Source organism: Kurthia senegalensis, from assembly GCF_000285595.1.
Taxonomy (GTDB): Bacteria; Bacillota; Bacilli; order Bacillales_A; family Planococcaceae; genus Kurthia; species Kurthia senegalensis.
The window spans coordinates 822,735-847,209 of the sequence record NZ_HE611064.1; the positions used below are offsets into that span (position 1 = coordinate 822,735).

The 24,475-nt window shown below is 40.3% G+C and carries 24 protein-coding genes; 3 read left to right on the plus strand and 21 right to left on the minus strand.

The genetic code is table 11. From position 1 onward, the window contains the following. Positions 1–98: 98 nt before the first annotated feature. From KSHG_RS04325 to KSHG_RS04370, 12 genes are all read right to left on the minus strand, one after another. Positions 99–1,634, minus strand: a complete 1,536-nt coding sequence (locus KSHG_RS04325) for a glycosyltransferase (RefSeq protein ID WP_010302350.1) — start codon at positions 1,632–1,634, stop codon at positions 99–101. A gap of 12 nt (positions 1,635–1,646) precedes the next feature. After that, positions 1,647–2,675: a CDP-glycerol glycerophosphotransferase family protein gene (locus KSHG_RS16120; RefSeq protein WP_010302353.1), complete on the minus strand. Its 1,029-nt coding sequence runs from the start codon at positions 2,673–2,675 to the stop codon at positions 1,647–1,649. Continuing rightward, complete coding sequence (locus KSHG_RS18705; RefSeq protein WP_162531645.1) at positions 2,672–2,818, minus strand: hypothetical protein; 147 nt, start codon at positions 2,816–2,818, stop codon at positions 2,672–2,674. The genes KSHG_RS16120 and KSHG_RS18705 overlap by 4 nt, the downstream gene beginning before the upstream one ends. A gap of 23 nt (positions 2,819–2,841) precedes the next feature. Then, complete coding sequence (locus KSHG_RS16125) at positions 2,842–3,975, minus strand: CDP-glycerol glycerophosphotransferase family protein (protein ID WP_010302356.1); 1,134 nt, start codon at positions 3,973–3,975, stop codon at positions 2,842–2,844. Continuing rightward, positions 3,963–4,988 carry a ribitol-5-phosphate dehydrogenase gene (locus KSHG_RS04335; RefSeq protein ID WP_010302358.1) on the minus strand — a complete coding sequence of 342 codons (1,026 nt, stop codon included), beginning with the start codon at positions 4,986–4,988 and terminating at the stop codon, positions 3,963–3,965. Before KSHG_RS04335 ends, KSHG_RS16125 begins: the two co-directional genes overlap by 13 nt. Next, positions 4,988–5,701, minus strand: a complete 714-nt coding sequence (locus KSHG_RS04340) for an IspD/TarI family cytidylyltransferase (protein ID WP_010302360.1) — start codon at positions 5,699–5,701, stop codon at positions 4,988–4,990. Before KSHG_RS04340 ends, KSHG_RS04335 begins: the two co-directional genes overlap by 1 nt. A gap of 110 nt (positions 5,702–5,811) precedes the next feature. Further along, positions 5,812–6,972 (minus strand): aminotransferase class I/II-fold pyridoxal phosphate-dependent enzyme, encoded by a 1,161-nt coding sequence (locus KSHG_RS04345; RefSeq protein WP_010302362.1) that lies wholly within the window; start codon positions 6,970–6,972, stop codon positions 5,812–5,814. A gap of 940 nt (positions 6,973–7,912) precedes the next feature. Beyond that, positions 7,913–8,641: an amino acid ABC transporter ATP-binding protein gene (locus KSHG_RS04350; protein WP_010302365.1), complete on the minus strand. Its 729-nt coding sequence runs from the start codon at positions 8,639–8,641 to the stop codon at positions 7,913–7,915. A 12-nt stretch (positions 8,642–8,653) separates the two neighbouring features. Further along, positions 8,654–9,319, minus strand: coding sequence for an amino acid ABC transporter permease (locus KSHG_RS04355; RefSeq protein ID WP_010302367.1), 666 nt, complete (start codon positions 9,317–9,319; stop codon positions 8,654–8,656). An 86-nt stretch (positions 9,320–9,405) separates the two neighbouring features. Beyond that, positions 9,406–10,224, minus strand: coding sequence for a basic amino acid ABC transporter substrate-binding protein (locus tag KSHG_RS04360; protein WP_010302368.1), 819 nt, complete (start codon positions 10,222–10,224; stop codon positions 9,406–9,408). A gap of 349 nt (positions 10,225–10,573) precedes the next feature. After that, positions 10,574–11,404, minus strand: coding sequence for a flagellin N-terminal helical domain-containing protein (locus tag KSHG_RS04365; protein ID WP_010302371.1), 831 nt, complete (start codon positions 11,402–11,404; stop codon positions 10,574–10,576). 117 nt (positions 11,405–11,521) lie between these two features. Next, positions 11,522–11,962 (minus strand): hypothetical protein, encoded by a 441-nt coding sequence (locus KSHG_RS04370; protein WP_010302375.1) that lies wholly within the window; start codon positions 11,960–11,962, stop codon positions 11,522–11,524. A gap of 244 nt (positions 11,963–12,206) precedes the next feature. Here KSHG_RS04370 and KSHG_RS04375 point away from each other — a divergent pair, with 244 nt between their 5' ends. Continuing rightward, positions 12,207–13,781, plus strand: a complete 1,575-nt coding sequence (locus tag KSHG_RS04375) for a hypothetical protein (RefSeq protein ID WP_010302377.1) — start codon at positions 12,207–12,209, stop codon at positions 13,779–13,781. Next, positions 13,778–16,534, plus strand: coding sequence for a DEAD/DEAH box helicase (locus KSHG_RS04380; RefSeq protein WP_010302380.1), 2,757 nt, complete (start codon positions 13,778–13,780; stop codon positions 16,532–16,534). The genes KSHG_RS04375 and KSHG_RS04380 overlap by 4 nt, the downstream gene beginning before the upstream one ends. 165 nt (positions 16,535–16,699) lie before the next feature. On the opposite strand, the gene KSHG_RS16130 is transcribed toward KSHG_RS04380, so the two are convergent. Together KSHG_RS16130 and KSHG_RS16135 are read right to left on the minus strand one after the other, a co-directional pair. Beyond that, a complete protein-coding gene (locus tag KSHG_RS16130; RefSeq protein ID WP_010302381.1) occupies positions 16,700–17,041 on the minus strand; it encodes a single-stranded DNA-binding protein in 342 nt (113 codons plus the stop codon). A 523-nt stretch (positions 17,042–17,564) separates the two neighbouring features. Further along, positions 17,565–17,774, minus strand: a complete 210-nt coding sequence (locus tag KSHG_RS16135; protein WP_010302385.1) for a single-stranded DNA-binding protein — start codon at positions 17,772–17,774, stop codon at positions 17,565–17,567. Positions 17,775–17,941: 167 nt separating this feature from the next. Between KSHG_RS16135 and KSHG_RS04405 the strand changes: the two genes are divergently transcribed. Continuing rightward, a complete protein-coding gene (locus KSHG_RS04405; RefSeq protein WP_010302388.1) occupies positions 17,942–18,370 on the plus strand; it encodes a YwpF family protein in 429 nt (142 codons plus the stop codon). Between the two features lie 64 nt (positions 18,371–18,434). Here the strand turns inward: KSHG_RS04405 and fabZ are convergent, their stop codons facing one another. The 7 genes from fabZ to KSHG_RS04440 all read right to left on the minus strand — a co-directional run bounded on the left by fabZ (position 18,435) and on the right by KSHG_RS04440 (position 24,049). Further along, positions 18,435–18,875 carry a 3-hydroxyacyl-ACP dehydratase FabZ gene (fabZ, locus tag KSHG_RS04410; RefSeq protein WP_010302391.1) on the minus strand — a complete coding sequence of 147 codons (441 nt, stop codon included), beginning with the start codon at positions 18,873–18,875 and terminating at the stop codon, positions 18,435–18,437. Positions 18,876–18,928: 53 nt separating this feature from the next. Beyond that, positions 18,929–19,180: a DNA-directed RNA polymerase subunit beta gene (locus KSHG_RS04415; protein WP_010302397.1), complete on the minus strand. Its 252-nt coding sequence runs from the start codon at positions 19,178–19,180 to the stop codon at positions 18,929–18,931. Between the two features lie 20 nt (positions 19,181–19,200). Further along, the gene (locus KSHG_RS04420; protein ID WP_010302401.1) at positions 19,201–20,052 is read right to left on the minus strand and encodes a flagellar hook-basal body protein; all 852 of its coding nucleotides are present in this window, start codon (positions 20,050–20,052) and stop codon (positions 19,201–19,203) included. A 12-nt stretch (positions 20,053–20,064) separates the two neighbouring features. Further along, positions 20,065–20,901 (minus strand): flagellar hook-basal body protein, encoded by an 837-nt coding sequence (locus KSHG_RS04425; RefSeq protein WP_010302405.1) that lies wholly within the window; start codon positions 20,899–20,901, stop codon positions 20,065–20,067. A 36-nt stretch (positions 20,902–20,937) separates the two neighbouring features. Next, positions 20,938–21,954, minus strand: a complete 1,017-nt coding sequence (gene mreB, locus KSHG_RS04430) for a rod shape-determining protein MreB (protein WP_010302408.1) — start codon at positions 21,952–21,954, stop codon at positions 20,938–20,940. A 294-nt stretch (positions 21,955–22,248) separates the two neighbouring features. Next, positions 22,249–23,550, minus strand: a complete 1,302-nt coding sequence (gene murA, locus KSHG_RS04435; RefSeq protein WP_010302410.1) for a UDP-N-acetylglucosamine 1-carboxyvinyltransferase — start codon at positions 23,548–23,550, stop codon at positions 22,249–22,251. Positions 23,551–23,803: 253 nt separating this feature from the next. Beyond that, the gene (locus tag KSHG_RS04440) at positions 23,804–24,049 is read right to left on the minus strand and encodes a DUF1146 family protein (RefSeq protein ID WP_010302413.1); all 246 of its coding nucleotides are present in this window, start codon (positions 24,047–24,049) and stop codon (positions 23,804–23,806) included. Positions 24,050–24,475 lie beyond the last annotated feature (426 nt).

Here is a 24,475-nt window from a genome sequence, read left to right on the forward strand (position 1 = left end):
ACAACCGTTTTTCATTAAAAAGTTTCTTATTACACGAAAGGAGTAAAGAAACACAAAAAGTACAAATGAAAAAGCAAGCAGTTCAATCTGCTTGCTCGTTAAACTTCCGCATCTAATTGGTCAAACAACGCTTGCCATTTCTCGTATTGTCGTTGGAACGTATATTTCTCACGTATTAAGTTGTACCCTACTTCGCCCATCGCTGCCGCTTTTTCTGGATGCTTGAATAAATCGAGCATCGCATCAGAAAGTGCCTCGACGTCTCCATTTGGCACGAGCGTGCAAAGTGTCTCATCTTCATACATTTCTTCTACTAAATAGTCGATGTCAAACGAAATGACCGTCGTTTTATTCGCAAACGCTTCGAGTGCGACGAGTGATTGGCCTTCGAAAAGTGACGTAATGATTGTAAATTGTGACTCTGCAAACACACGGTCTGCTTCTGTCGTATACCCTTTGAAGAAAATATGTTGCGTTAGTTTTAATTTCTTCACGAGTTTCTTCAATTTACTTTCTTCATCGCCGCTACCGTAAATGTATAGTGTCGCTTCCGGTTCATCTCGAACGACGAACTTAAACGCTTCAATCGCAAGTTCGATGCGTTTCAAATCTTCTAGGCGACTAACGATGGAGGCAACAAACGGTTTCTTCTCAGCGATTTTCTCAGGCAATTCGACCGCATTTGAAATGACTTCATATCGCTTAGTCGGATAATCGACGACTAAATCGGCACGTTGACGCTCCGTTAATAAAACAATCGGCGCTTGATCGTCTGGATTATCGAAAATTTGTTGATGATTCTTTTTCATTTTGCTTCCTCGCGTATACGGCTCTTCGTACGTCGTCGTATGAATTGGGTAAATGCGATGCGCAAGCCCCGCTTCCATTTGTTGCACTTTAAAGTTCGAGCTAGGACCGTCACAAATAAGGAATGGACGCTCCTCTTCTTGTCGTGCCAACTCTTCTAAAAAATACGTATGGAAGCCGTTATTATTACGGAAAGGAATCGCTTTTTTATTCGTCGGTTCGAATAACACGACGTGCAACTGACGTCCCGTTTCCGGTTCAAACCAACGTACTAAATAACAATGTCCTTCTCTCGTATAATGAAAAATCTGACTCACATTCCCCGTTGCGGGATGAAATGTATGTTTACACATTAAATAACCGTCTGGATGGAAATATTCCGTACTACTAATGACGCGCGTCGCCGAATAGTATGAGATATGTTCTAGATGGCCATTCGCGTCCCAAAATTTTTCTTTTTGGAGACGACCATCTTGGAAGTAAAGCGTCTGATCATCTTTTTGAATCATCATAAAGCCTTCTTCTTGCAACTCATTCAGGCGGGCGTAATGTGCACGATTTTCTTCGCTAATTTGTGCGTGTACGGTCATTTTTTGTCGGTAATAATCGTACACATTAATAATGCGTGCATCTGGATGAAGACGACCATCTTCATGCAACGTCTTTTCAATTGTCGCATAGCCGAATCGCTTATCATCCAATGTCAAAAGATCGCTCGCATAACGCTCGTTGTTGAACAACTTCGTGCGGCGATACATGACGCTATTAATTCCGCCCTTTTCCGCATTAATGTCCCAAACGACCATCCATACTTTACGTTTTGACATTTGAAGCACCTCCTACTTTTTTCTTTCAATACAGTCAATAACGAGCTGTGCGACACGTTCAGTCGACTTGCCGTCTAAATCGCCGAAGAAACGATCTGTAAATGCCGTCAAATCTACTTTATCTCCAACGTGGTGACGTTTCATCGCTTCAATTAATTCTGATGTCGTACGCACGATTTCACCTGGTGTGAATTGTTCATACGGCACGTAAAAATCACGTGATGCGATGTATTCTTCTAAATCAAAGCAGAAGAATAGCATCGGTTTATTTAATAGCGCAAACTCGAAACAAACAGATGAATAGTCTGTAATGAGTAAGTCCGTCACGAACAATAGGTCATTCACGGACGGATACTTCGTAAAGTCGAGAATCTTATCTTTATATTGTGCAGGAATCGGACATTTCTTTTTCACGAACGGATGCATTTTCACGAGGAACACTTCGTGATCCCCAAGACTCTCGTACAGCGCATCAAAGTCGAGCTGCTTGTACGGGAACTTCGCACTCGATTGCCCATTCCCTCGGAAGGTCGGTGCGTATAACGTCACTTTTTTTCCGACTAATTCGGGATGCTTCGCATACACTTCTGCTCGCTTCGCTTCTTTATAGGCATCATCGAAAAAGACGTCCGTACGCGGAATGCCTGTCGGTATGACATTTGCGACGTCGATTCCGAACCCTTCTGCATAAAAAGGAGCAACGTACGGCGAACTAACGATGGCTTTCGTATAGTTACGATGCGCGAGTGAATCCGGTTTTGGACCACCCGGTTTCCCTACACGGCTGAAGCCAAACGTTTTGAATGCACCTACCGCATGCCACACTTGAATCAAATCCGCTTTTTTACGAATTTTCAGCGGGTAAATCATCGGATAAAAATCATCGATTAAAATGACTTTCGACGTTGCCAAATTGTATGCCAACTGAATAATTTCGAGATAGCGTTTTCGCGTTTTCACACTTTCTTTTAATAAGAAGTAATAGTTGAATTGTTCACGTTTTTGTAATTCGTCATATACCATTTGAAAATTGTCGCTCAACGTTTTGCGACTATCTGATAAGATCGAGATTTTCTTTTTTGAACAGGTAAGCAAGAAAAGGCACGGTACATCGCTTCAAAAATTTCTTTTTTGAATTTGCGGTCTAGCTTTTTCTTGAACGGTTCTTTTTTCTTTTTAACCAATGCGATTCCTCTTTTCACTCGTACTACGCCTTTTCAAGCAAATGATGGACGATGCGTTCTGATACATTGTCCGTAAAACTAAAATTGTACGCAACCATGCGCTCTGTATCGTAATACTCTGCCTTTTGACGCGTATTTAACCAATCGATTAACTCGTCTAATTCCGTCAAAATCACTCCGTCTGAAATCGCATCAATCGGACGATACAACCCACGGCTATTCGTATATTCCACTAAATCGGGCACGTAATGGGCGAGCGGTTTTTCAAACAACGCGTATTCAAAAATAGCCGATGAATAATCCGTCACAAATGCATCGACAACAGGCATCCACTCATTCAACGTATACGTCGTATCTACGTGAATTTGCGGATATTCTGTTAGCGGTTGCCACTCCCTTTTATCGGTATATGGATGCGGGACAAAAATGAGTCGGGTCTTCTCCGCTAACTTCGGCGCAATCTTCCGTAATACGTCCATCCAGTCCAAGCTCGACTCGCGATACTTCGCTTTCGCACGGTACGTCGGCGCAATCAAAATAATACGCATCTCCTCGTCATGCCACGGGATAGATGCTTCTGGCACCCGCTCTTTTCCGAGCAAATCAACACGTGGAATGCCGAACGGATAAATTTGTGTCGCTGGCATGTGGAACGCTTCCGCATAATATGGCACGACTTGTTCGGATGACACGTAGACGTGCGAATAATTCGTATGTACAGGGACGATGTTTAAATAAGCCGATGACGGCCCAAACTTCGTATCTTTCGTGCTATAGCCAAATTTTTTAAAAGCACCTGCTGCATGCCAAAGTTGTACAAACTTCGTCTCTTTACGGGGCGTAATTAAATACACAGGTAAAAAATAATCGCTCAGTAACACTATTTTGGCATCTCGAATATGCCATAGTTGTTTAAACAAACTAGCATTCATTCGATTGTCGCAATGGTCCATCACGATCTTCATATTTGGATACAGCTCGCGCATTTTTTCGACGACCGCTTTCAAATTACCTTCTAAACGTTCCGCACGCTTGCTGTAGACAATCACTTTTCGTTCGTCGATTTTCTTTTTTGAGGCGACCGCATAACAAAATCGGTACACCGTTTTATACAAACGTTGAACGGTGAAACGTCCAATTCTTTTTAGATTTTCCATAGCATAACACTTTTCCCCCAAGAGCTAGCAAGGTCTTTTTCAAAAGCTTGAATCACTTCTTGGACTGTCGTTACTTCTTGTGTAGAACCGACAAGCGTCGCTAAATATTGTAAAATTTTCGGTTGTTGTGTATACAAATCAACCGTACGTTGGAAATCTTCCGCATTGCTACGACTAGAGCCGATTAAAAGTAGCCCTTTTTCGAGCACGAGACGCGTATTAATTTCTGTCGGATATTCACTTACACCGAGTAAACTAAGCGTTGCTTCTGGGCGAACGTGCGTAATCATTTGATTAATCGCATCTTGGCTTCCCTTCCCTCCGACACATTCAAACGCATGGTCGATTCGATAATCTGCTGGAATGTCATTAATAAATAAACAGTCATCAACGAATGAAAACTGGCTTAATTTATAGCCTGTTTTGCCGAACACCGTCACGCGGCAATCTGGGTATAAAAATTTAAGCAATAAGCTCGTAATGAAGCCTAAGTTGCCATCTCCCCACACACCAAATGAACCACGACGAGACGATGCCTTCGCTTCGAAACGCGCAATCGCATGCATCGCAACTGTCACGAGTTCTGTGAACGAAGCGATGTTCATATCAATATCGTCCGGCAATACGCAAATGCGGTCTCTCTTTAAAAAGACGTAATCTTGCATAAAGCCGTCGTAACCAGATGAACTGAACTTACTAGATGGCAAATAATTTTCACCGATATGCGGATCTTCTTCTACTGGATGATTCGGGATCATCACGACTTTCGTACCGACCGGAAGAATCCCTTCCGGATCATATGCAACTTCTCCGACCGCTTCATGAATAAGCGCCATCGGTAATTTTTGTTGCATCACTTCTTCTCCACGACTGCCCGTATAATAACGTTGGTCCGCAGCACAAATAGACAAATGCGTCGGGCGAATGACGACATGCTTTGCTGAAAGGGCACGGTCCGTATACGAAACTTCAATTTGGCGGGCTGAAACGAGACGATATACTTGGTTAATCATTAGCGATCCAAGCTCCCTTTCAAAATTGCATTCGCCACATTCAAATCGTAAGGTGTCGTTACTTTAATGTTGAAGCTTTCCCCGCGAACGAGCTTCACTTTTTCACCTTTTAACGCAAAAATCTTACAAGCATCCGTCAAAATATCTTTTTCCTCTTCCGTCAGCTTGCTATATAACTCTTTGAGTTTCATCATATTAAAAGTTTGGGGTGTTTGTCCTTGGAACATGCGACTACGCACTGGAATTTCAGAAATAAACTCGCCATCTTCTGAATCAACAATCGTATCAATCGCCGAAATCACCGTATCGACCGCACCGTAAGCAAGACCTGCATCGATATTTTCATTTATAATACGATGTGTTAAAAACGGACGTACCGCATCATGCGTCAGTAAAATATCCTCTTCTTGAAGACCGTACTGTTGTTCAATCGTCTGGACGACTTGCATAATCGTTTCGTTACGTTCTGCACCGCCCTCAATCACTTGTACTTTATCAATATGTAACTGATGTTTTTGAATTAAGTCTTTCGTATATTGAACCCATTCTTTCGGTACAGCGATGTAAATCGCATCGATTCGATTGCTTAGAATGAACTTTTCTAACGTGTGAATAATAATTGCCTTATCATTTAACGTTAAAAATTGCTTTGGCATTGGCACATTTCCCATACGTGTCCCTTTGCCCCCTGCTAAAATTCCTGCGTAAATCATCAATAGCACCCCATTATTTATAAATTATTATTATGTAAAATGATAATCCAATTATAGGGATTTTGTCCATACAATTGGATTATTTGAGGCATTTCATTATGTCTAAATCGTTACGCTTGTTCTGCGCGTACTTTTGTGACGAATTGCTCTAAACGATCCATCGCCTCTACTAACGTTTCGAATGCATAAGCATACGTAATACGTAAATAGCCTTCTGATGCAAAAACAGAACCCGGTACGACGCAAACACCCGCTTCTTTTAATAAACGTGTCGCAAATTCATGAGACGTCATGCCGAATTGTTTAATAGAAGGGAAGATGTAAAATGCACCGTTCGGTTTATGCACGTCGATGCCCATGTCTACTAGACGACCGTAAATATAATCACGTCGTTCTTTGTAAGAGTCACGCATTGGAAGCGGCGCATCTTTTGAACCTGTCAACGCTTCAATCGCCGCGTATTGACTCGGTACAGCTGCACAAAGAATGTTGAACGCATTAATTTTCACTGTCGTATCAATTAACGCTTCTGACGCTAAAATAAATCCGATACGCCAGCCCGTCATTGAATGTGATTTTGATAAACCAGAAATTAAAAACATTTTTTCTTTTAGTTCTGGGTAGCTACCGAATGAACGATGTTCCCCTTCAAACGTAATTTCGCTATAAATTTCATCCGAAATTAAATACACATCTTCCTCTTTCAAGAACGCTACTAATTCGTCCATCCGTTCATGGCTTAACGTCGCGCCTGTCGGATTTGACGGGAAGTTCAGCATAATAGCTTTCGTCTTCGGTGTCATTAACGCTTTCAATGCCGCTACGTCCGGCTCAAAATTCGTTTCCGTAATGTCTAAAAATACTGGTGTCGCACCTGCATATTCAATCATTGGAATGTAACCAGAGTACATTGGCGCTGAAAGAATGATTTCATCCCCAGGTTCGATAATTGTACGTAGTACCGCATCAATCGCTTGTGTCGCACCGTTCGTAATTAATACTTCACTCGCCGCATATTGACAGTTGTAGCGCTCTTTAAAATACGTAGCCACCACTTGACGCAATTCAAGCAAACCGGCATTCGGTGAATAAGCGGTTTTATTACTTTCAATCGCTTGAATACCAGCTTGCTTCACAGCTTCAGGTGTTGGAAAATCAGGTTGTCCAATCGTTAAGTTTAACGCATTTGGATAGTCTACAAGTTGATTTGAAAACTCACGAATACCAGAGATACGCAGTTTCGTTGCTTTATTATTTAATGTTAATGACATCTGTCAATCATCCTTCTTCTTTTAAGTGCGTGCAAGTATTTTTACACGTTTCATTAGTTCAATTCATTATACAATTAACTGTATGAAAGAGGAATAAAAATAGGCATTTGACGCAAGTTTTTACTATACAGAACGCATTTAAGTGAAAGCGAGTTCCACCTACCTAATAAACACCCCTCAGCCAAATTCAAAACATATGTTCAAACTTAGCTTATTTCCATTATTACCCTTTAAAAGAAAAATAACTCATACGGAACTGAACCGAATGAAATGGTGATTTTCACATTCCCGAACACCCATTGAAACAACGATTTTTATCCTGTTTCCCCCTGATTTCAAAACGAACACTTTTACATTCTCCGGTCATGCCTTGAAGCAACCATTGTCGTTCTGTTTCCCCTAGATTCCAAAACGAACATTTCACATTCTCAGGTCATGCCTTGAAGCAACGATTTTTATCCTGTTTACCCTGATTCCAAAACGGACACTTTCACATTCTCAGGTCATGCCTTGAAGCAACGATTGCCATTCGCCTTTCCTTGATTCTAAAACGGACATTTTCACATTCTTCGGTCATGCCTAAAGGAAGAGAAAGCGTGGACACACGATTTCTCAGGTAGTGAAAATCCTTTTTGACCGCCTTGCGGGCAAAAATAGTTGAACGACCGTTCCCCGGCATGTGCCGGAAAGAATGTGAAACGACTTTCCACGTATGCATCGAAAAGAAGATGAAACGCCTTGTGTCCCGGCATGTGCCGGAAAGAATGCGAAACGACTTTCCACATATGCATCGAAAAGAAGATGAAACGCCTTGTGTCCCGGCATATGCCGGAAAGAATGTGAAATAATTAAAAATAAAAAAGCATTTATAAACAATCGCCATGTGGTGCGATCGTTCATAAATGCTTTGCCCGAGCCAATATTCGAGAAAGGAGGGCGATTAGTGATTAAGAACCGCCGCCAAAAAGTCTTTGGCACGATCCGTTGTTGGATTCGTGAAAAATACGTCCGGTGGTGCAACTTCGACAATTTTGCCATCTGCCATGAAAACAATGTCATCACAAATCTCTTTGGCGAAGCCCATTTCATGCGTCACGACAACCATCGTCATCCCTTGTTTCGCAAGCGCGCGAATCGCATCAAGCACTTCTTTGACCATTTCTGGGTCAAGCGCTGATGTCGGTTCATCGAAAAGCATCACTTCTGGGTCCATTGCAAGCGCACGTGCAATCGCTACACGTTGCTGTTGACCACCAGAAAGACGGTTCGGGAAAGCGTCGAATTTTTCGCCTAATCCTAAAGAAGTAAGCAATTCTTTCGCACGTTTTTCCGCTTCCGCTTTCGATTGCCCTTTAATTTTAATCGGTGCAATCGTCACGTTATCAAGAACCGAAAGAAACGGATATAAGTTAAAGTTTTGGAATACGAAGCCGATGTTCGTACGTGCTTTATTAATGTTCGTTTTCTTATCGTGAATCGCAATATCATTCACTGTAATAGAACCGGTATCAATCGTTTCAAGTGCATTAATTGTACGAATAAGCGTTGATTTACCAGCACCACTTGGGCCGATTAAAGCGACGACATTCGATTTAGGTACTTCGAGAGAAATGTCCGTTAAGACATGATGATCTCCGAAGCTTTTATTAACATTTTTAATAGAAATCATATAAGTTCCCTCCTACTGCTCGTTTTTCAGCATACGTTTTTCAAAATAACGAATTAATAAAGAAAGTGCAAACGTTAAAATGAAGTAAAGAATCGCGACAGCCGTCCAAATTTCAAGTGCACGATATGACGTCGCGACAACACTTCTCGCACGTAATGTTAAATCGACTCCACCGATTACTGAAACTAAAGATGAATCTTTAATTAACATAATAAACTGAGAAGCAGTTGGTGGTAAAATGCGACGAATCGCTTGCGGTAAAATAATTAAGCGCATCGCTTGGAAATTAGACATACCTGAAGCACGTGCCGCTTCCATTTGACCTTTCGGAACGGCTTGTACACCTGAACGGAAAATTTCCGCTAAAAAGGCACCAGAGAATGTCGCTAAACCGACGATTGAAGCCCAATATGTACCAAAATCAATCAATTTACCTAAACCGAAGTAAATCCACATTAATAAAACGAGTAGTGGAATACCACGCATAATTTCTACGTAAGCTCCAGAAATAAAGCGAATGACAGGATTTTTCGCGATACGACCGAATCCGACGATAATACCGATGGGTAAGCTCAGAATCAGGGATAATACTGAGATTTTAATTGTAAGCCATAAACCTTCTAACAAGATGTCCATGTTATCCGGTACGACACTCCAATCAAATTCAAAATTTGACATGTTACGTAACCTCCTATAAATAAAAGGAAAAAGAAAGGATGTAAGACACCCCTTCTTTCCCTCATAAAACCTCTATGATTGTAAAATTATTGTTGATCGTCTTTTACGTTGTCTAACCAAGAGTTATCATCGAACCATTTAGCTTTTAATTGTTTTTCTTCATCAGAACCTTTGAATTCTTTTAAATAAGTGTTGATGAATTCAATTGTATCTTTATCGCCTTTTTTCACTGCGATACTTAATTCTTCTTCAGAAAGTAAATCGTCTAACACTGTTACTTTTCCTTCATTTTGTAATGCGTACACTTTGATTGGTGTTTCATCATAAATGATGCCGTCTACTTTACCTTCTTGTGTTGCAAGAGCAGCAGTTGGGAAGTCTTCAAATTGTTGAATCGTTGCATTTTTTACTTCTTTATCTGCGATGATTGCGCCTGTTGTACCGACTTGAACGGCAATCGTGTTGCCTTTTTTATCTAAGTCTTCTAAAGATTTCACCGTGCTATCTTTACCGACCATAATCGCTTGACCTGTTGTGTAATAAGAATCTGTGAAGTCTACTACTTTTTTACGTTCTTTAGTTGCTGTAATACCTGCAACCGCGATGTCGATTTTACCAGCTTGTACAGCTGGGATTAACGCATCAAAACCTAATTGTTGAACTTCTAATGTTGCGCCCATTTTTTTAGCAATGGCACGAGCAACGTCTACGTCGTATCCAATCATGTCACCTTTTTTATTAAACATTTCAAACGGATAATAACCTGCGTTCGTACCCATTACTAATACTTTTTCTTCTTTTGCCTTATCTACTGTTGATTGATCTTTGCTTGACGAGTCATTGCCACATGCTGCTAAAACGGCCATCGTCGCGACCATTAAAAATGCCATAAACCATTTTTTCATTATGATGTCCTCCTAAAAAAATTCTCGAATATTTATTTATATATGAATTATATTTTATTTTTATTCATATGTCTACATAAAAATTAATTTATAGTCATTAAAATGCATTATTTATTCATTTATTTTAGGAAATATACGTTATTATTGAATATTTATCGCATATAAAAAGAATATATATTCATATTTCAATTTACTTTTATTATTTAAAAATACTCATTTTTTATTATAATTGGTGAATATAACTATTGAAATACATTTTTTATACGAAAATGATGTATTTTTATACATTTCACATTCGTTTCATCATACAAAGAAATGTATACGTATACAAAAATGAAAAAATTTTCTGTTATTTTCGTGGATTCAGTAGCTGAAGTATCCCTTGTGCCGTCTGCATGTGCATAGAAAGTGCATATTGTGCCGCTTGTTGTAAAATCGATGCTTTCGTAAAGTTCATCATTTCTTTCGCTATATCTGTATCACGAATACATGATTCCGCTGCCGTCAAATTTTCAGCGGTATTTACATTAACGTTGTACGCATGTTCCATACGATTTTGATACGCTCCATAGCGCACGCGTTCCATCGACACATGTTTAATCGCATCATCTAGTTCCGATAAGGCACTCTCCGCTTCGTCTCTCGTAGCAATCGACGTATTCGTTATACCGATTGCATCTGCACTCATATCGTTAAACGTCAAATCAATCGTCTGTCCGGCGTTGGCACCTACTTGAATTTTCAGTGGATCCTTCGCATAATCCCCACTCAATAACTTCTTCGTATTGAATTCCGTTTGTTTGGACGTTCGTGTCACTTCTTCTTTTAATTGTTGGAACTCTGTATCAATCAGTTGTCGATCATCATCTGTCAGCGTGTCGTTTGCTGCTTGTACGCTCAACTCACGCATACGCTGAAGCATCGCATGCGTTTCATTTAAAGCCCCTTCTGCCGTTTGTACGAGCGAAATACCATCTTGAATATTTCTAGATGCTTGGTTCAATCCTGAAATTTGCCCTCGCATCTTCTCAGAAATCGCAAGTCCTGCAGCGTCATCTGCGGCTCGATTAATTCGATAACCGGTTGAAAGTCTCTCGAGCGCTTTCGTCGCAGCATTCCATTGATTGCTCATGTTATGCCAAATCATCATCCCTTGTGCAAACCATCCACCCATTCGCATCGCAGAAAAAACCTCCTTCTTTTTTATACGTCCTTTTTATTCCTATCGGAGGAAATCGTCAAAAAAGAAGCACCCATGCTCAAAGAGTATAAATGCTTCTTTTCAGTCGTTCAAAAATTAATTCATTAAATCGTTAAACAGTTGTTCATTGCGCGTTTCTAGTGCGACATCGATTAAGTGCTGGCGGTTGAGTTCTTCTAATTCATCTAGTAAGTCCGCATGTTCTGAGCGTATTTCTACACCCGGTTTATTTTGTAGCACTTCGATTTGCATATTCGCTAAAATCTTTTGCAAATGGTCGTGAATATTAGAAACGAGCAATAATTGGTATAAAGGAAGTCGAATGAAACGGCTTCCACGTTGGAAGACGAATACATCGGATAAATTTTCAATTTGAAGATTTTTTAAGTTGATGATGATTTCTTTGCCCTCAACCGGAATGAAATTAAAGAGTTCATCATCTTTCAATACAGAAAAATATTGATAAGCAAAAACAAGTTTCAGCTGATCTCCGACTCGCTTCGTATAAAATGGCTCAATTCTGCGAATTTGTAACATCATCATTCCCTCCTTCGTCTCTTTTTATGACAAACAGCTTGCTAAAATATGGACGATTACGTAAGGCTATAACAATTTCAATTTTCTGATTACTTATATAATACCACCATTTCCTACGTTTAGTCATTTTATAAAAACTTTCGCTTCATTTCGTCCATGTTTGGACCGATTTAATCGAAAACATTTACGCCCTACAAAATTCGTTTTATAATGGAGGGAAAGTTTTTTTTGAGGACGGGATAAAATGACGAACACGAATGTGGCAGAAATCGCCCATCAATTTGAAGATTTTTTGCAAACGAAGATGCAACAATTCAGTTTACAACTCGATACGGCAAACGAAACGGACGATGAGCTCGTACGACGTGCTGCATTTTTAGCGCGCCACAATTATGTGAAATTGCAACGATTCCATAGCGAATCTAATCAACTTCAACTAATCGTACAAGATGCTGGTTCCCCCGTTGTCAAAATCGACATACAACAAGATACAATGAGTTGCACATGCCAACTAGATCAACCATGTCGTCATGAATTAGCAGCGATGTTTACGCTCTATCAATACGTCGGTTCTTTATCGCAATGGTTGGAAGATTTACGTAACAAAAAGACGATGCAACTGCGCTTATTAAACGAAGAACGTACACCAGAAGCTTGGTTGAAAATCGTACAGCATATTTGCCGCCAAAATTTATACAATCAAACGAAATTAAATCCTTATTTACTAGAAAGCATTTATTTAGATATGCAACAACAAATACTCCGCTACACACCACTCGAACGTGAATGGAGTAGCATGTATCAGTTGTTCACACAAATTTCGCTCTTATCGAATACGTGGCGTTATATGCATACGACGACGGAAACGTCTAAATCGTACTACATTAACTTCATTCAAAATGAAGCAGATAAATTAAACCAATTAATTAAACATGCCTCTACGAAATCACGCCTTTTTGCACTCGATCCTTTTTACGAATCATTGCAACAAGTCGTGAATTACTTTTTATTGCACCAAGAAGGTTATTTTGACGAACGTTTAAACATTTACACCCTCTTTTGGGAATCGATGTTCCAAGAAAAACGCGCACGTGAAGTGGAGTTAACTCATTTAAAAGAAGCTCGTCATTACGCAGATGACGTCGACTTGCATGCAGTATTCGCCATGTTTCACATCATGCTTGAACAGCGTGAGCAAGTCGAAGCAATGCTCGATACGATGACACCTGACAAACTACTCGTTTGGACGGACCTTGCACAATTTGCGAATCGTAACAACTACAAAGAAATGCTCGAAACAATCGTGCAACATATGTTGCCACATACGAATGTATTCATCAATGAAAAACTGCCCGCACGTTACCGTTCATCTTACGTAATGGAGCTAAACGAGTTACTCGAAAAAATTCATCTATCAGAAGATGACTATGAACTCTTTTTCCGTGCAGCTGGCATGTACGGCATCCAACCGTATTCGCATCATTTAATTAAAGGTGAGCGCTATATGGAATGGGCTGCTTTACACCAACGCTTCCCTTCTTCTTTAAGCTACCTTGAACTATGTGGTCTAAAAGACGTACTTGAATTAAAACCTGAAGCACTTTTACCGCTTTACCATACACTCGCTTTAAACGAAGTGAACCAAAAATCACGTCAGCATTATAAACAAGCTGTCCGTATTTGGAAAAAGATGAAGTCTGCTTCTAAAAAAGCGATGAAAAATGAATTTTGGAATGATTATGTGACGACGCTTCGCCGTAGCTACAAACGACTACGCGCGTTACAAGAAGAGATCGAGAAAGGAAACTTAATGCTATGACGACGATGAAACAAGTGCCCGATACGTTCGTAAAACGCTTTATGCTCGAAATACATGAACAAAATAATATTTATGCACTTGAAGCTTTTGACGGCACGGCAGGTACGGCACTAAAAGCTGAAGAATGGATGTCTTTTCTTTACTTCCGCTACGAGCGAGGATTTTTCGGCTTAACGGCCAATATGACCGAAGATGCCATCTTACTTTCTCCTTTAGAAATGATTGAGCTATTTTCACCACAACAGCGCCATCCATACGCTAGTTATGTCGGCAAAACTGCTTCAGATCACGCGATTTTGGAGGCAGCTATGCAAGCGAGTAACTATTGGTATAGCGACGTATTATGGGATTATGTCACACTCGATGACGGCAAAATCAACGTGACACTAGAAGAACCTGCTATTCGGCATTTATTAGAACTAGCACTCACGCAAAAATTAACGGAAGCGGGTCTTCGTTTCGATGACTTAGAAACACTCATTCCTATTTTCGCTAATGGTGGCTGGCCGATTAGCAACCGTCAAATTAAGCAAAGTCTCGTCGTGGCACTTCGCCTGCGAGAACCTGCTGAAAAAGAAACGACGTGGACGCTTGAGACCGTACTACGCGGCGCAAGCTCGTCTACGTACTGGACAGTCCCTGTACGCAAGCGCGCGCTCACAATTGAACGTGCCCTTCCCGATAAGTGGGCAAGCTTTAAAGACGACGTACGCGACGTTCAAGGCCAAATGCTCCACTTATTAAAAGAATACGTCCCGAACGATGATGAACATTTCATTTATACGACGTTAAATGACCAACAAGTACGTGAATTTCTCCGCAATGAATTTATTTACTTGCAAGCACTCGGATTCGAAATCGTCCTACCGGGTTGGTTAAAAGAACTGAAAGAATCTCGCATGACCGTTCAAGCGAGCGCCTCTACTGCGTCTAACTACAAATCTGCCGCAGGACTTGATGAAATTTTAACGTTCGACTGGAAACTTTCACTCGACGGACATACCATTAGCGTATCGGACTTCGAAAAAATGGTCGCTGACAATCGTGAATTCATTCGTGCTGGCACAGATTGGATTCGTGTCGATGCGGCATGGATGCAAGAAATCCGCGCATTAATGGAAAAAGCCGAAAATGAAAATTGGACGGTTCGTGATTTATTGTTCAAAGATTTATCAGAGCAACTAACGATTCCTGCTGAAATGGAAGATGATGATGACCGTGATGACCCACTTCTACAGTTTGGCTTACAACAATCATTAAAAGAATACGTCCAAAAAATTGTCGACAAAAAAGGCATTCCTGAAGTTGCACCGTCTGCAGCACTCCAAGCGGACCTTCGTCCATACCAACAAGTCGGCTTTAACTGGCTCGTCTTCATGCGCGACCAAAAATTCGGCGCTTGTTTAGCCGATGACATGGGGCTCGGTAAAACGGTACAGTTAATTTCTTATTTACTCCACGTGTACGAAACAGCGACGAAGCCAACGATGATTATTTGCCCGACGTCCGTTCTCGGCAACTGGCAAAAAGAATTAGAGCGCTTCGCTCCTTCATTAAAAACGTATTTACACTACGGGCCGAAACGTTTGAAAAAAGAAAACTTACAAACGGCTTTAGAACGTGAAAAAGTTCAAGTTATTTTGACGACATATGGGACGGTGACACAAGATATCGACTTACTTGAAACGATGTCATTTGCGAACGTCACACTCGATGAAGCGCAAAATATTAAAAATATGAATACGAAACAATCAAAAGCCATTCGTAAGCTAAACGGCGAACACCATATCGCCTTAACAGGGACACCTGTTGAAAACCGCTTATCTGAATTGTGGGCGATTTTTGACTTTATATACAAAGGCTATCTCGGTAGCTTCTCTCGTTTCCAAGAGCAATTTATTGCCCCAATTGAGCGAGACCAAAGTGAAGAAGTGAAAGAAATGCTTCGCCACAAAATCCAGCCGTTCCTTCTTCGTCGTACGAAGAGTGATCCGGATTTACGCTTGAACTTGCCAGACAAAGTAGAGCAACGTGAATATTGTCCATTAACAGAAGAGCAAGCCGTTCTTTACGAAAGCTATATTCAAGAAACGTTGCATAAACTCGAAACGCTGACAGGCTTCGAACGTAAAGGGCTTATTTTAAAAATGCTTGGCAAGCTGAAACAACTTTGTAATCACCCAGCACTTTATTTGAAAGAGCCGTTTGAAGAAGCGACCGATATGATGAAACGCTCCGAAAAATTAAAACGTATCGTCGACCTCGGTGCTGAAATTGTTCAAAACGGCGAACAATGTTTAATTTTCACACAATACATCGAAATGGGCCACTTAATGCAGCACTGCTTCAGTGAACTGTATGACATCGACGTGCCATTTTTAACAGGTAGCATGCCGAAACAACAACGTGACCATTTCGTCGAATCGTTCCAACGCGGGGAATTCCCTATTTTCATCTTGTCATTAAAAGCAGGTGGTACAGGCTTAAACTTAACAGCCGCTAGTCACGTCCTTCATGCCGATCGTTGGTGGAATCCAGCAGTCGAAAATCAAGCGACAGACCGTGCGTACCGCATTGGACAAACGCAATTCGTCCACGTTCATAAGTTTTTAACGACAGGGACAATCGAAGAAAAAATCGATGCCCTCTTAACTGAAAAACAAGCGTTATCCGAACAACTCATCCAATCAAGTAATTGGATTTCTGATTTAGGCGACGACGAACTACGCGACTTACTACAATTTTCATTTTAATTCGGTATAACCGAACAAACACTTCCGAAGATTAAGTATCTTCAGAAGTGTTTTTTTATAGGCTTTATTTGCATACATAATAAAACCATCCTTTCTCGGTGGCAAACCGACAAAAGATGGTTTCATCCAAATAAATTAGCGACAGAAGCTTCGCATTTTACACCTTTACAAAATTTCCATTCCTTCTGGCAATTCAAAGTCCGCAAGCATCGACGACGTCATTTGAGCATTCGGTTCTTTCAAAGCTAAAAAGCGAACCTCTTCTGCAATAAAGTCGGTACGATACACTTTTTCATTTTGTTGGTTAACGAATGAACGTGTTTGCACACGACCACTGACGCCAATGAGCGAGCCTTTTCCGCAATACGTAACGACATTTTGGGCGGTCTTTCCCCAAGCTAATGACGATAGGTAACTTTTTGATTGCTCGCCAAGTTTTCCCCCGTCCCACACCGAGCAAGCGGCTTTCACCGCACTCGGCGTTCCATCGACGTTATTTCCTTTCATAGACGAAGACCGTCACATCTATGTAAAATGAATGCCGACTGATTCCCTTCGCTCCCTCTCCATTACAGAAAGTTCTACACTACTACGGAATCGCTGCCACTCGGACGAATTCTTCGATGCGTACACCATCTCCTTCGCCAAAGCTTCCCACGTTCCGAATGATGAGTCCCTTCTTTTGCAAACCATTAGACATAAGCTTTACGCCGACCGTACTCCATAAAGGGGTATTCCTTTATTTTTCGTGAATGCTTAAACATTGCACCTTCAAGCATTTTCCGGCAATTCCTTCCCTACGGAAGGGGGATTTTGTTCACGACGCGTCATAGCCTATTCCTATCCGTTGTCATCGGCTGCTTTTAAAGACTACCGCCGCTATTTTTTGAATAGGCGGATTCATAAAAAGCGACGTCCTCACCTGACTTTATACGCAAGTCATCGCACGTTCGTTGCGCATACAGGGTCTCATAGTATGCGATGCATACTCATCATTCAGTTCTCCAAATAAAATTGTGCAACATTTCGTCTACGAAAGACTTATAGTTGAACGTGGCGTACTACAATGTACAAAATCCGCTTCAATTTCCCCATTTGCATTTTTGTATGTGCGGTTAATAGCAAGCGTGAAAGACGTCATTTGTTTTCCTTCACCAACTGTTTTCATTTCCAAATCTTTCGTCGTTCGCCCGACGAATAAAATATGGTTCAGTTCAATCACCTCCTTGCAACCAAGCATAAAAGAATACGCCTTTTTTGCCAAAGCGGCATTTACTTATAAATGACCTACTTTTCATATGCATTTTAAAAAAATGAGGCGAAAACGATCTCTTTTATCATGCATAATGAAACAATCGCATATGCTATACTTAAAGGAATAATCTTCAAGACGAAAGGCGATGACGTATGAAAACATTTAAGCTAATGTCCTTTGACGTGTTTGACGGTGAAGGGTTTAAAAAATATCCGCTCGATGATGGCATTATTATTAATCAAGAAAGTAGCCACCAATCATGGGTTCTCGAAATTTTTGGAGACGCTGCTTACGCGAAAGATTTTGAACAATACATTGGTACGGATACGATTCTCGAAATACGAGCTGTCATTTCTCATCCGAATAATGAACCTGCGTCATTGCGCGTCCTCGTGCAGCAAATCAAACATGTTGATGAAAATCGCGTATCGATTTTGTTTAAAGGACAACTAAAAACACGCTACCGCCAGCAATATGCCGAATTACTATTAGAACATCTCGTAAAACAAGGAATTGAAGGAGAAGAACTCATTCGCCAATTCGATATAGGGATGAAAACAAGACCTCGTTTAGTACCGTAAAGCCTTTTCTAAACGACAAAAAGACCGAATTGTCATGATGACAATTCGGTCTTTCATTTATTTATTATTCTTCGTCCGCTTTCGGTCCGATTGCGAATAAAATATCACATTCACAAACTGTTTGACCTTCAACAGTGACAAGGGCATGCCCTTTCCCCATTTGGCGACGAAGTTTCACAAATTCTACTTCAATATGCAATTGGTCACCAGGAATTACTTGGCGTTTGAAACGCGCATTATCGATGCCTGTCAAAAAAGCTAAATGCCCTTTGAACTCTTCTTTACTTAGAAGTGCGACACCACCAACTTGAGCCATCGCCTCTACGATTAATACGCCCGGCATAACCGGATAGCCTGGAAAATGACCTTGAAAGAACGGTTCGTTCACCGATACATTTTTAATACCGACAGCACGTTTGCCTTCTTCCATTTCCGTAATACGATCAACGAGTAAGAATGGATAGCGGTGTGGTAAAATTTTTTGAATCTCTGCTGCTTCTAACATATTTAGTACCTCCTGATAATAAATTATCACCTGATACTAATAGTATACCACAATTACTCTTCCTTACCATTCATGATATCAAAAACATGTGTCCACGTTGTGGGATTTAACACTTGGAATGGATTCCCACTACCGATGACACCATAACCAATCATTGCTCCAACGATGGCGGCGACAACAATCAATAAGATGACAATTACGATACGCAATCCCCAACTTACCGCATCTACTGCCACCATTTTAGGATTCGCAGCTGCTTCTTCTTGACGCTTTTGCGTACGTGTCTTTCTAACTTCTTCCGTCATTCAAAGGTCTCCTTTACGTATTATCGGATGCTATTTACGAGACCTTCCATTTGGTCAGCCATCGTAATTGTACGCGCATTAAATTGATAAGAACGCTGCGTTTGAATTAAATCGGTCATTTCTTTTGAAAGGTCAACATTCGATCCTTCTAACACACCATTTTGCATTCCAATGTTTGCGCGCGCATTGCCTGTGAGATTACTATACACGTCTTTGGCATCAACTTTCAATTCATCAAAATTACTAGGCATTGTGAAATATGTACCAGAAATATGGTTTAACATCTCTGAACGGTATACTTCTGTCACCCCAACGTCAATCGTATCCTTGTTGCCATCCGCATATTGGACGCTCATCGTACCGTTGTCGCTTAAACCGACGCTGCTCACTTCACGTGTAAATGTAATACGGTTTCCTTGTGCATTTAACACATAGTTACCATTTTCGTCAACTAAATCCGTCGTGCCATCTGCATTCGCTGACAGTTGGAAATCCCCTTGACGCGTCAATACGACTTGTCTCGGTTCACCTTCTAGTTTTTCATTATTCATTTCTACATTGAAATATTGATTTTCTTTCGTGAAAGCGAAATCCAAATCACGATTTGTCGTTTTTAATGAACCTTGCTTCGTCATTAATTGTGTTTGTGCCAATTGTGCACCGACACCCATTCGAATGCCGACCGGTGTATCACGCACTACTTCATCTTTTTTATCATTATTAAATTGTTGATACATCAATTCGCCAAAAGTTGCTGTTTTTGATTTGTATCCCGTCGTATCTGTATTCGATACGTTATTACTAATGACATCTATTTTTTGTTGTAATTGCGACATCGTGTTTGCCGCCGAAAACATCGTACGATTCACCATTTATGCCGCCCCCTATACTTTACCGATTTCATTTACTGCTTTATCCATACTCCGATCGTACGCTTGAAGCATTTTTTGATTCGCTTCAAATGAGCGATACGCTGTCATCATTTCCGTCATCGTTGACGCTGCATCGACATTCGATTGCTCAACATACCCTTGTTGCATTGCAAATACGACATCTTCATTGCCGTAAGCTGAAGCAAGAGCTTGTCCGTTATCTGTATAAAATAAACCATTGTCTTGTTTTTTCAACGTGTTCGGTGTATCTGTGTACGCCACATCAATTTGTGCAATTTGGACGTTGTTCTCTTTCACACGACCGTCTTCGGTCACTTGGAAATTATCCGATTGTAAGAAAATTGGGTTGCCGTCTGTACTCAAGACGTAATCCCCTGTTGATGAAACGAGTGCCCCTTGAGAATCTAATGTGAAATTCCCGTTACGTGTATACGCTTCGCCACTTTCTGTTTTCAGGCGGAAGAAAATAGCACCTTCTTCATTCGTATCAGGACGTACTGGTAAATTTTCTGCGACTAAAGCGACGTCCGTATTCAGCCCTGATTCTGTAATTTGACCTTGGCTAAAGTCTGGGATCGTCTCTTGCATGTAAACACCTGTTCCGACCGTACCGATGACGTTCGTATTCAATGTATTGAAATTATTTTTCACAGTTGCATTACCGCTTTTTTGAATGCTTGATAAAAGCATATTCGGGAAAGAGCGCACCGTTGATTGATCTGCTTTATATCCCGGTGTATTCGCATTGGCAATGTTATTAGATAGCATTTCTGTACGACGTTGTTGCGCGATCATACCAGACGATGCTGTGTAAAAACCTCTAAACATGCACTGTCCCTCCTTTTATTTATTTTGTTATCTTCTTTATATTTCGACTAATTTTTTGCCTTTTCCAACTTTATCGATATTTTCTAATAAAACAGCTGTCCCTTTTGCGACACAATTCAATGCATCTTCTGCAATAAATACCGGAACGTGTAACTGCTCGGTTAGTAATTGATCCAAGCCGTGGATTAGCGAACCGCCACCTGCCAGCATAATGCCTCGATCGATAATGTCCGCTGAAAGTTCTGGTGGTGTTTTTTCTAAAACCCCTTTAGCACATTGCACAATATGCTCAATCGATTCTTTCAATGCGAGTTGAACTTCTTCAGATGTTAATGTAATCGTCTTCGGTAAACCATTAACCGAATCGCGCCCACGCACGTCGATTTCTTCATGGCGACCATCTTGTAATACTGTTCCTATTTCTATTTTAATACGCTCGGCAGTATGCTCCCCAATTAGTAAACGATGGTGTTTTTTTACATGTTCAAAAATATCTTGGTCAAACGTATTCCCTGCATATTTAATAGAAGCAGATGTCACAACATCGCCCATCGAAAGCACTGCGACGTCTGTCGTCCCACCACCAATATCGATAACCATATTACCGTAAGGTTGGAAAATATCCATTCCCGCACCGACTGCGGCTACTTTCGGTTCCTCTTCTAAAAAGACGTGACCGCCACCAGCTTTCATCGCCGCTTCGCGAATCGCATTTTGCTCCACTGTCGTAATGCTCGTCGGACAACAAATTAAAATACGTGGTTTTTTACCGAAAAAGCCGCCGCTAACATTCAATTTTTTAATAAAATGCGTCAACATGGCTTCCGTCGTATCAAAATCAGCAATAACACCGTCTTTTAATGGGCGAATCGCAACGATGTCTCCAGGCGTCCTACCGACCATCATACGTGCTTCTTCACCAACAGCTAACACTTTACCCGTATTTGTGTTTAGAGCGACTACAGATGGCTCATTTAAGACGATCCCTTTACCTTTCAAGTAAATTAAGACATTTGCAGTTCCTAAATCAATTCCAAGATCATTTGAAAGCATATTCTTTCTCCCTTCTTTTACCAATCTCATAATAAGCATACGTAACTTACAATATTCTAACATACAATAAAGTATAGGAATATAAAATTATCATTACTAATGACCCTCTATTTTCATTTAATTACCAATAATCAAGGTCATTCATGCAACAATCTCTCATTTTATCCTGACGAACACACCCCACAGGGATAAAATTTTGCCCACCTTAAAATTAGCACGTAAAAAAGCTATGAAATTCGAGTGAATTTCATAGCTTTTTTTAGCATAAAAGTATTTATAATATCTATAAATGAATTATACGTTTTGAGTTTCTTTTGTTACAGCTACGTCTGAATCGATGCGTTCGATATCAGCACCTAGCGCTTTTAATTTACCGTGGAAGTTTACGTAACCACGATCTAAATGTTTTAGTTCAGAAACGCGTGTTACACCGTCAGCTACTAAACCAGCTAAGATTAAAGCTGCTGCTGCACGTAAATCTGTTGCAGCTACTTCAGCACCTTGTAATTTTGTAGGACCTTCAATGATAACAGAACGACCGTCAATTTTCGTATTAGCGTTCATGCGGCGGAATTCTTCTACATGCATGAAACGGTTTTCGAAAACAGTTTCCGTTACAACGCTGTTACCTTTTGCAACAAGCATTAATGCCATCATTTGAGATTGCATATCCGTAGGGAAACCTGGATGTGGAATCGTTTTAACGTCTGTTGCTTTTAATGGTTGTGGTGTACGAACACGTACGCCTCCATTTTCAAGTTCTGTAATTTCAACGCCCATTTCACGCATTTTAGCAACAAGTGCTGTCATATGATCAATTTCAGCGTTTTCAACAATTACGTCACCACCAGTAATAGCACCAGCAATCATGAACGTACCAGCTTCAATACGGTCAGGAATAATGCTATGAACTGTACCATGTAAAGTTTCTACACCTTCGATACGGATTTTATCTGTCCCAGCGCCGACTACTTTACCGCCCATTTCATTAATGAAGTTTGCAAGGTCAACGATTTCTGGTTCGCGTGCTGCATTTTCGATTACTGTTGTACCTTCTGCAAGTGCTGCAGCAGTCATTAAGTTTTCTGTAGCCCCTACAGATGGGAAATCCATGTAGATTTTAGCACCTTTTAGACGACCATCCGTAGTAGCTTCTACGTAGCCATTCCCCATCGTAATAGAAGCACCCATTAATTCGAAGCCTTTTAAGTGAATATCAATTGGACGAGATCCAATTGCACAACCACCTGGCATTGCTACACGTGCAAAACCATTGCGGGCTAAAAGTGGACCCATCACTAAAATAGAAGCACGCATTTTACGAACAAATTCAAATTGTGCTTCTGAATTTAATGTACGAGAAGCGTCAACTTCTACGATGTTTGTTTCTGGATTGTATGATAAATCTGCGTTTAAGCTTCTGATTACTTCATCAATCGTGTACACATCTGATAAGTTTGGTACGTTATGAATTTCATTTTTACCTTCTGATGCAAGTAATGTTGCAGCAAGTACAGGGAGAACCGCGTTTTTAGCGCCTTCTACACGTACAGTACCTTTTAACACATTGCCGCCTTTTACAACAATTTTTTCCACTATATGTCCCTCCGAATGTATATATGTTTCAATTTAATTAGTTTCATTTATATTCAATAATTATTCATGTCATGTTTTTATTATTTATTCAATTGCAAAACACTAAATAATGATACATTGTTTTGCCGTGAATAACAAGTATCCATCAACCTATTTTAGCCGTTCTAATGGATTCTGACACACGTTATTTTTCGTGTATTTCCCCGGAAATGATGCGACCGCTATATGAGTTAGAAAAGCATAAGACATAGTTTTAAGAAAAAATATATCCTAATTGACGTGCCCATTGTGTAAATTCTAAAAAGATGTTGGAAGCTATACCGCCGATCGCAATACTAATTAGAACTAAAATGAGCTGGGCTTGGAAAACATGATTTTTTTTGAACAATTGACTGTATTGTAAACTTTGCAAGCCATAAAAAGTGATGGCGATAAAAAAGATATGTGATGCCAAACTAAAAATTGCGTTTTGGCCGAGCATCGTAGATACGTCGCTCATTATTGCTTACACCCCTCCTTATAAATCATCTATTACCCTCGATTAAAATGAGAAAAACGTTTTACATTTCATACGAATAAACAACATTCCTCTTTATATTACACAAAATTGGAATGAATTTCATTTTATTTATACGTTTTTTCTTTAATAATAATTAAAAAAGCACATGGATTGTGAACATTTCTACTTTTATTAATTCATTTCCAAGTATTTTAGATGTTTTTTCAATACAGTTGCATTCACAAGCCGTTCCTTTAAATATAACATGGATTTTATAAATGAGAAATGTGCCATTTCATTCTTTTGTTTCTATGTATATTGGATTGATTCCATCCCTTTTTTGATATAAAAGGTTCATGTTTTGTGAGCAATTACACTCATCTTCTATATGACGTTTACTATTCGCTAATAAAAGCACAAAAAAAA

What these genes read in the sequence shown, in the direction of transcription:
- KSHG_RS04360 (WP_010302368.1), bottom strand. Translation starts at nt 10,224, where the DNA reads ATGAAAAAATGGTTTATGGCATTTTTAATGGTCGCGACGATGGCCGTT.
- KSHG_RS16125 (WP_010302356.1), bottom strand. Translation starts at nt 3,975, where the DNA reads ATGGAAAATCTAAAAAGAATTGGACGTTTCACCGTTCAACGTTTGTAT.
- KSHG_RS04355 (WP_010302367.1), bottom strand. Translation starts at nt 9,319, where the DNA reads ATGTCAAATTTTGAATTTGATTGGAGTGTCGTACCGGATAACATGGAC.
- KSHG_RS04375 (WP_010302377.1), top strand. Translation starts at nt 12,207, where the DNA reads ATGACGAACACGAATGTGGCAGAAATCGCCCATCAATTTGAAGATTTT.
- KSHG_RS04335 (WP_010302358.1), bottom strand. Translation starts at nt 4,988, where the DNA reads ATGATTAACCAAGTATATCGTCTCGTTTCAGCCCGCCAAATTGAAGTT.
- KSHG_RS16135 (WP_010302385.1), bottom strand. Translation starts at nt 17,774, where the DNA reads ATGCTTGGTTGCAAGGAGGTGATTGAACTGAACCATATTTTATTCGTC.
- KSHG_RS04380 (WP_010302380.1), top strand. Translation starts at nt 13,778, where the DNA reads ATGACGACGATGAAACAAGTGCCCGATACGTTCGTAAAACGCTTTATG.
- KSHG_RS04370 (WP_010302375.1), bottom strand. Translation starts at nt 11,962, where the DNA reads ATGTTACAAATTCGCAGAATTGAGCCATTTTATACGAAGCGAGTCGGA.
- fabZ (WP_010302391.1), bottom strand. Translation starts at nt 18,875, where the DNA reads ATGTTAGAAGCAGCAGAGATTCAAAAAATTTTACCACACCGCTATCCA.
- mreB (WP_010302408.1), bottom strand. Translation starts at nt 21,954, where the DNA reads ATGCTTTCAAATGATCTTGGAATTGATTTAGGAACTGCAAATGTCTTA.
- KSHG_RS04405 (WP_010302388.1), top strand. Translation starts at nt 17,942, where the DNA reads ATGAAAACATTTAAGCTAATGTCCTTTGACGTGTTTGACGGTGAAGGG.
- KSHG_RS04415 (WP_010302397.1), bottom strand. Translation starts at nt 19,180, where the DNA reads ATGACGGAAGAAGTTAGAAAGACACGTACGCAAAAGCGTCAAGAAGAA.
- KSHG_RS04350 (WP_010302365.1), bottom strand. Translation starts at nt 8,641, where the DNA reads ATGATTTCTATTAAAAATGTTAATAAAAGCTTCGGAGATCATCATGTC.
- KSHG_RS04365 (WP_010302371.1), bottom strand. Translation starts at nt 11,404, where the DNA reads ATGCGAATGGGTGGATGGTTTGCACAAGGGATGATGATTTGGCATAAC.
- KSHG_RS04440 (WP_010302413.1), bottom strand. Translation starts at nt 24,049, where the DNA reads ATGAGCGACGTATCTACGATGCTCGGCCAAAACGCAATTTTTAGTTTG.
- KSHG_RS04325 (WP_010302350.1), bottom strand. Translation starts at nt 1,634, where the DNA reads ATGTCAAAACGTAAAGTATGGATGGTCGTTTGGGACATTAATGCGGAA.
- KSHG_RS04345 (WP_010302362.1), bottom strand. Translation starts at nt 6,972, where the DNA reads ATGTCATTAACATTAAATAATAAAGCAACGAAACTGCGTATCTCTGGT.
- KSHG_RS04340 (WP_010302360.1), bottom strand. Translation starts at nt 5,701, where the DNA reads ATGATTTACGCAGGAATTTTAGCAGGGGGCAAAGGGACACGTATGGGA.
- KSHG_RS04420 (WP_010302401.1), bottom strand. Translation starts at nt 20,052, where the DNA reads ATGGTGAATCGTACGATGTTTTCGGCGGCAAACACGATGTCGCAATTA.
- KSHG_RS16130 (WP_010302381.1), bottom strand. Translation starts at nt 17,041, where the DNA reads ATGAAAGGAAATAACGTCGATGGAACGCCGAGTGCGGTGAAAGCCGCT.
- KSHG_RS04425 (WP_010302405.1), bottom strand. Translation starts at nt 20,901, where the DNA reads ATGTTTAGAGGTTTTTACACAGCATCGTCTGGTATGATCGCGCAACAA.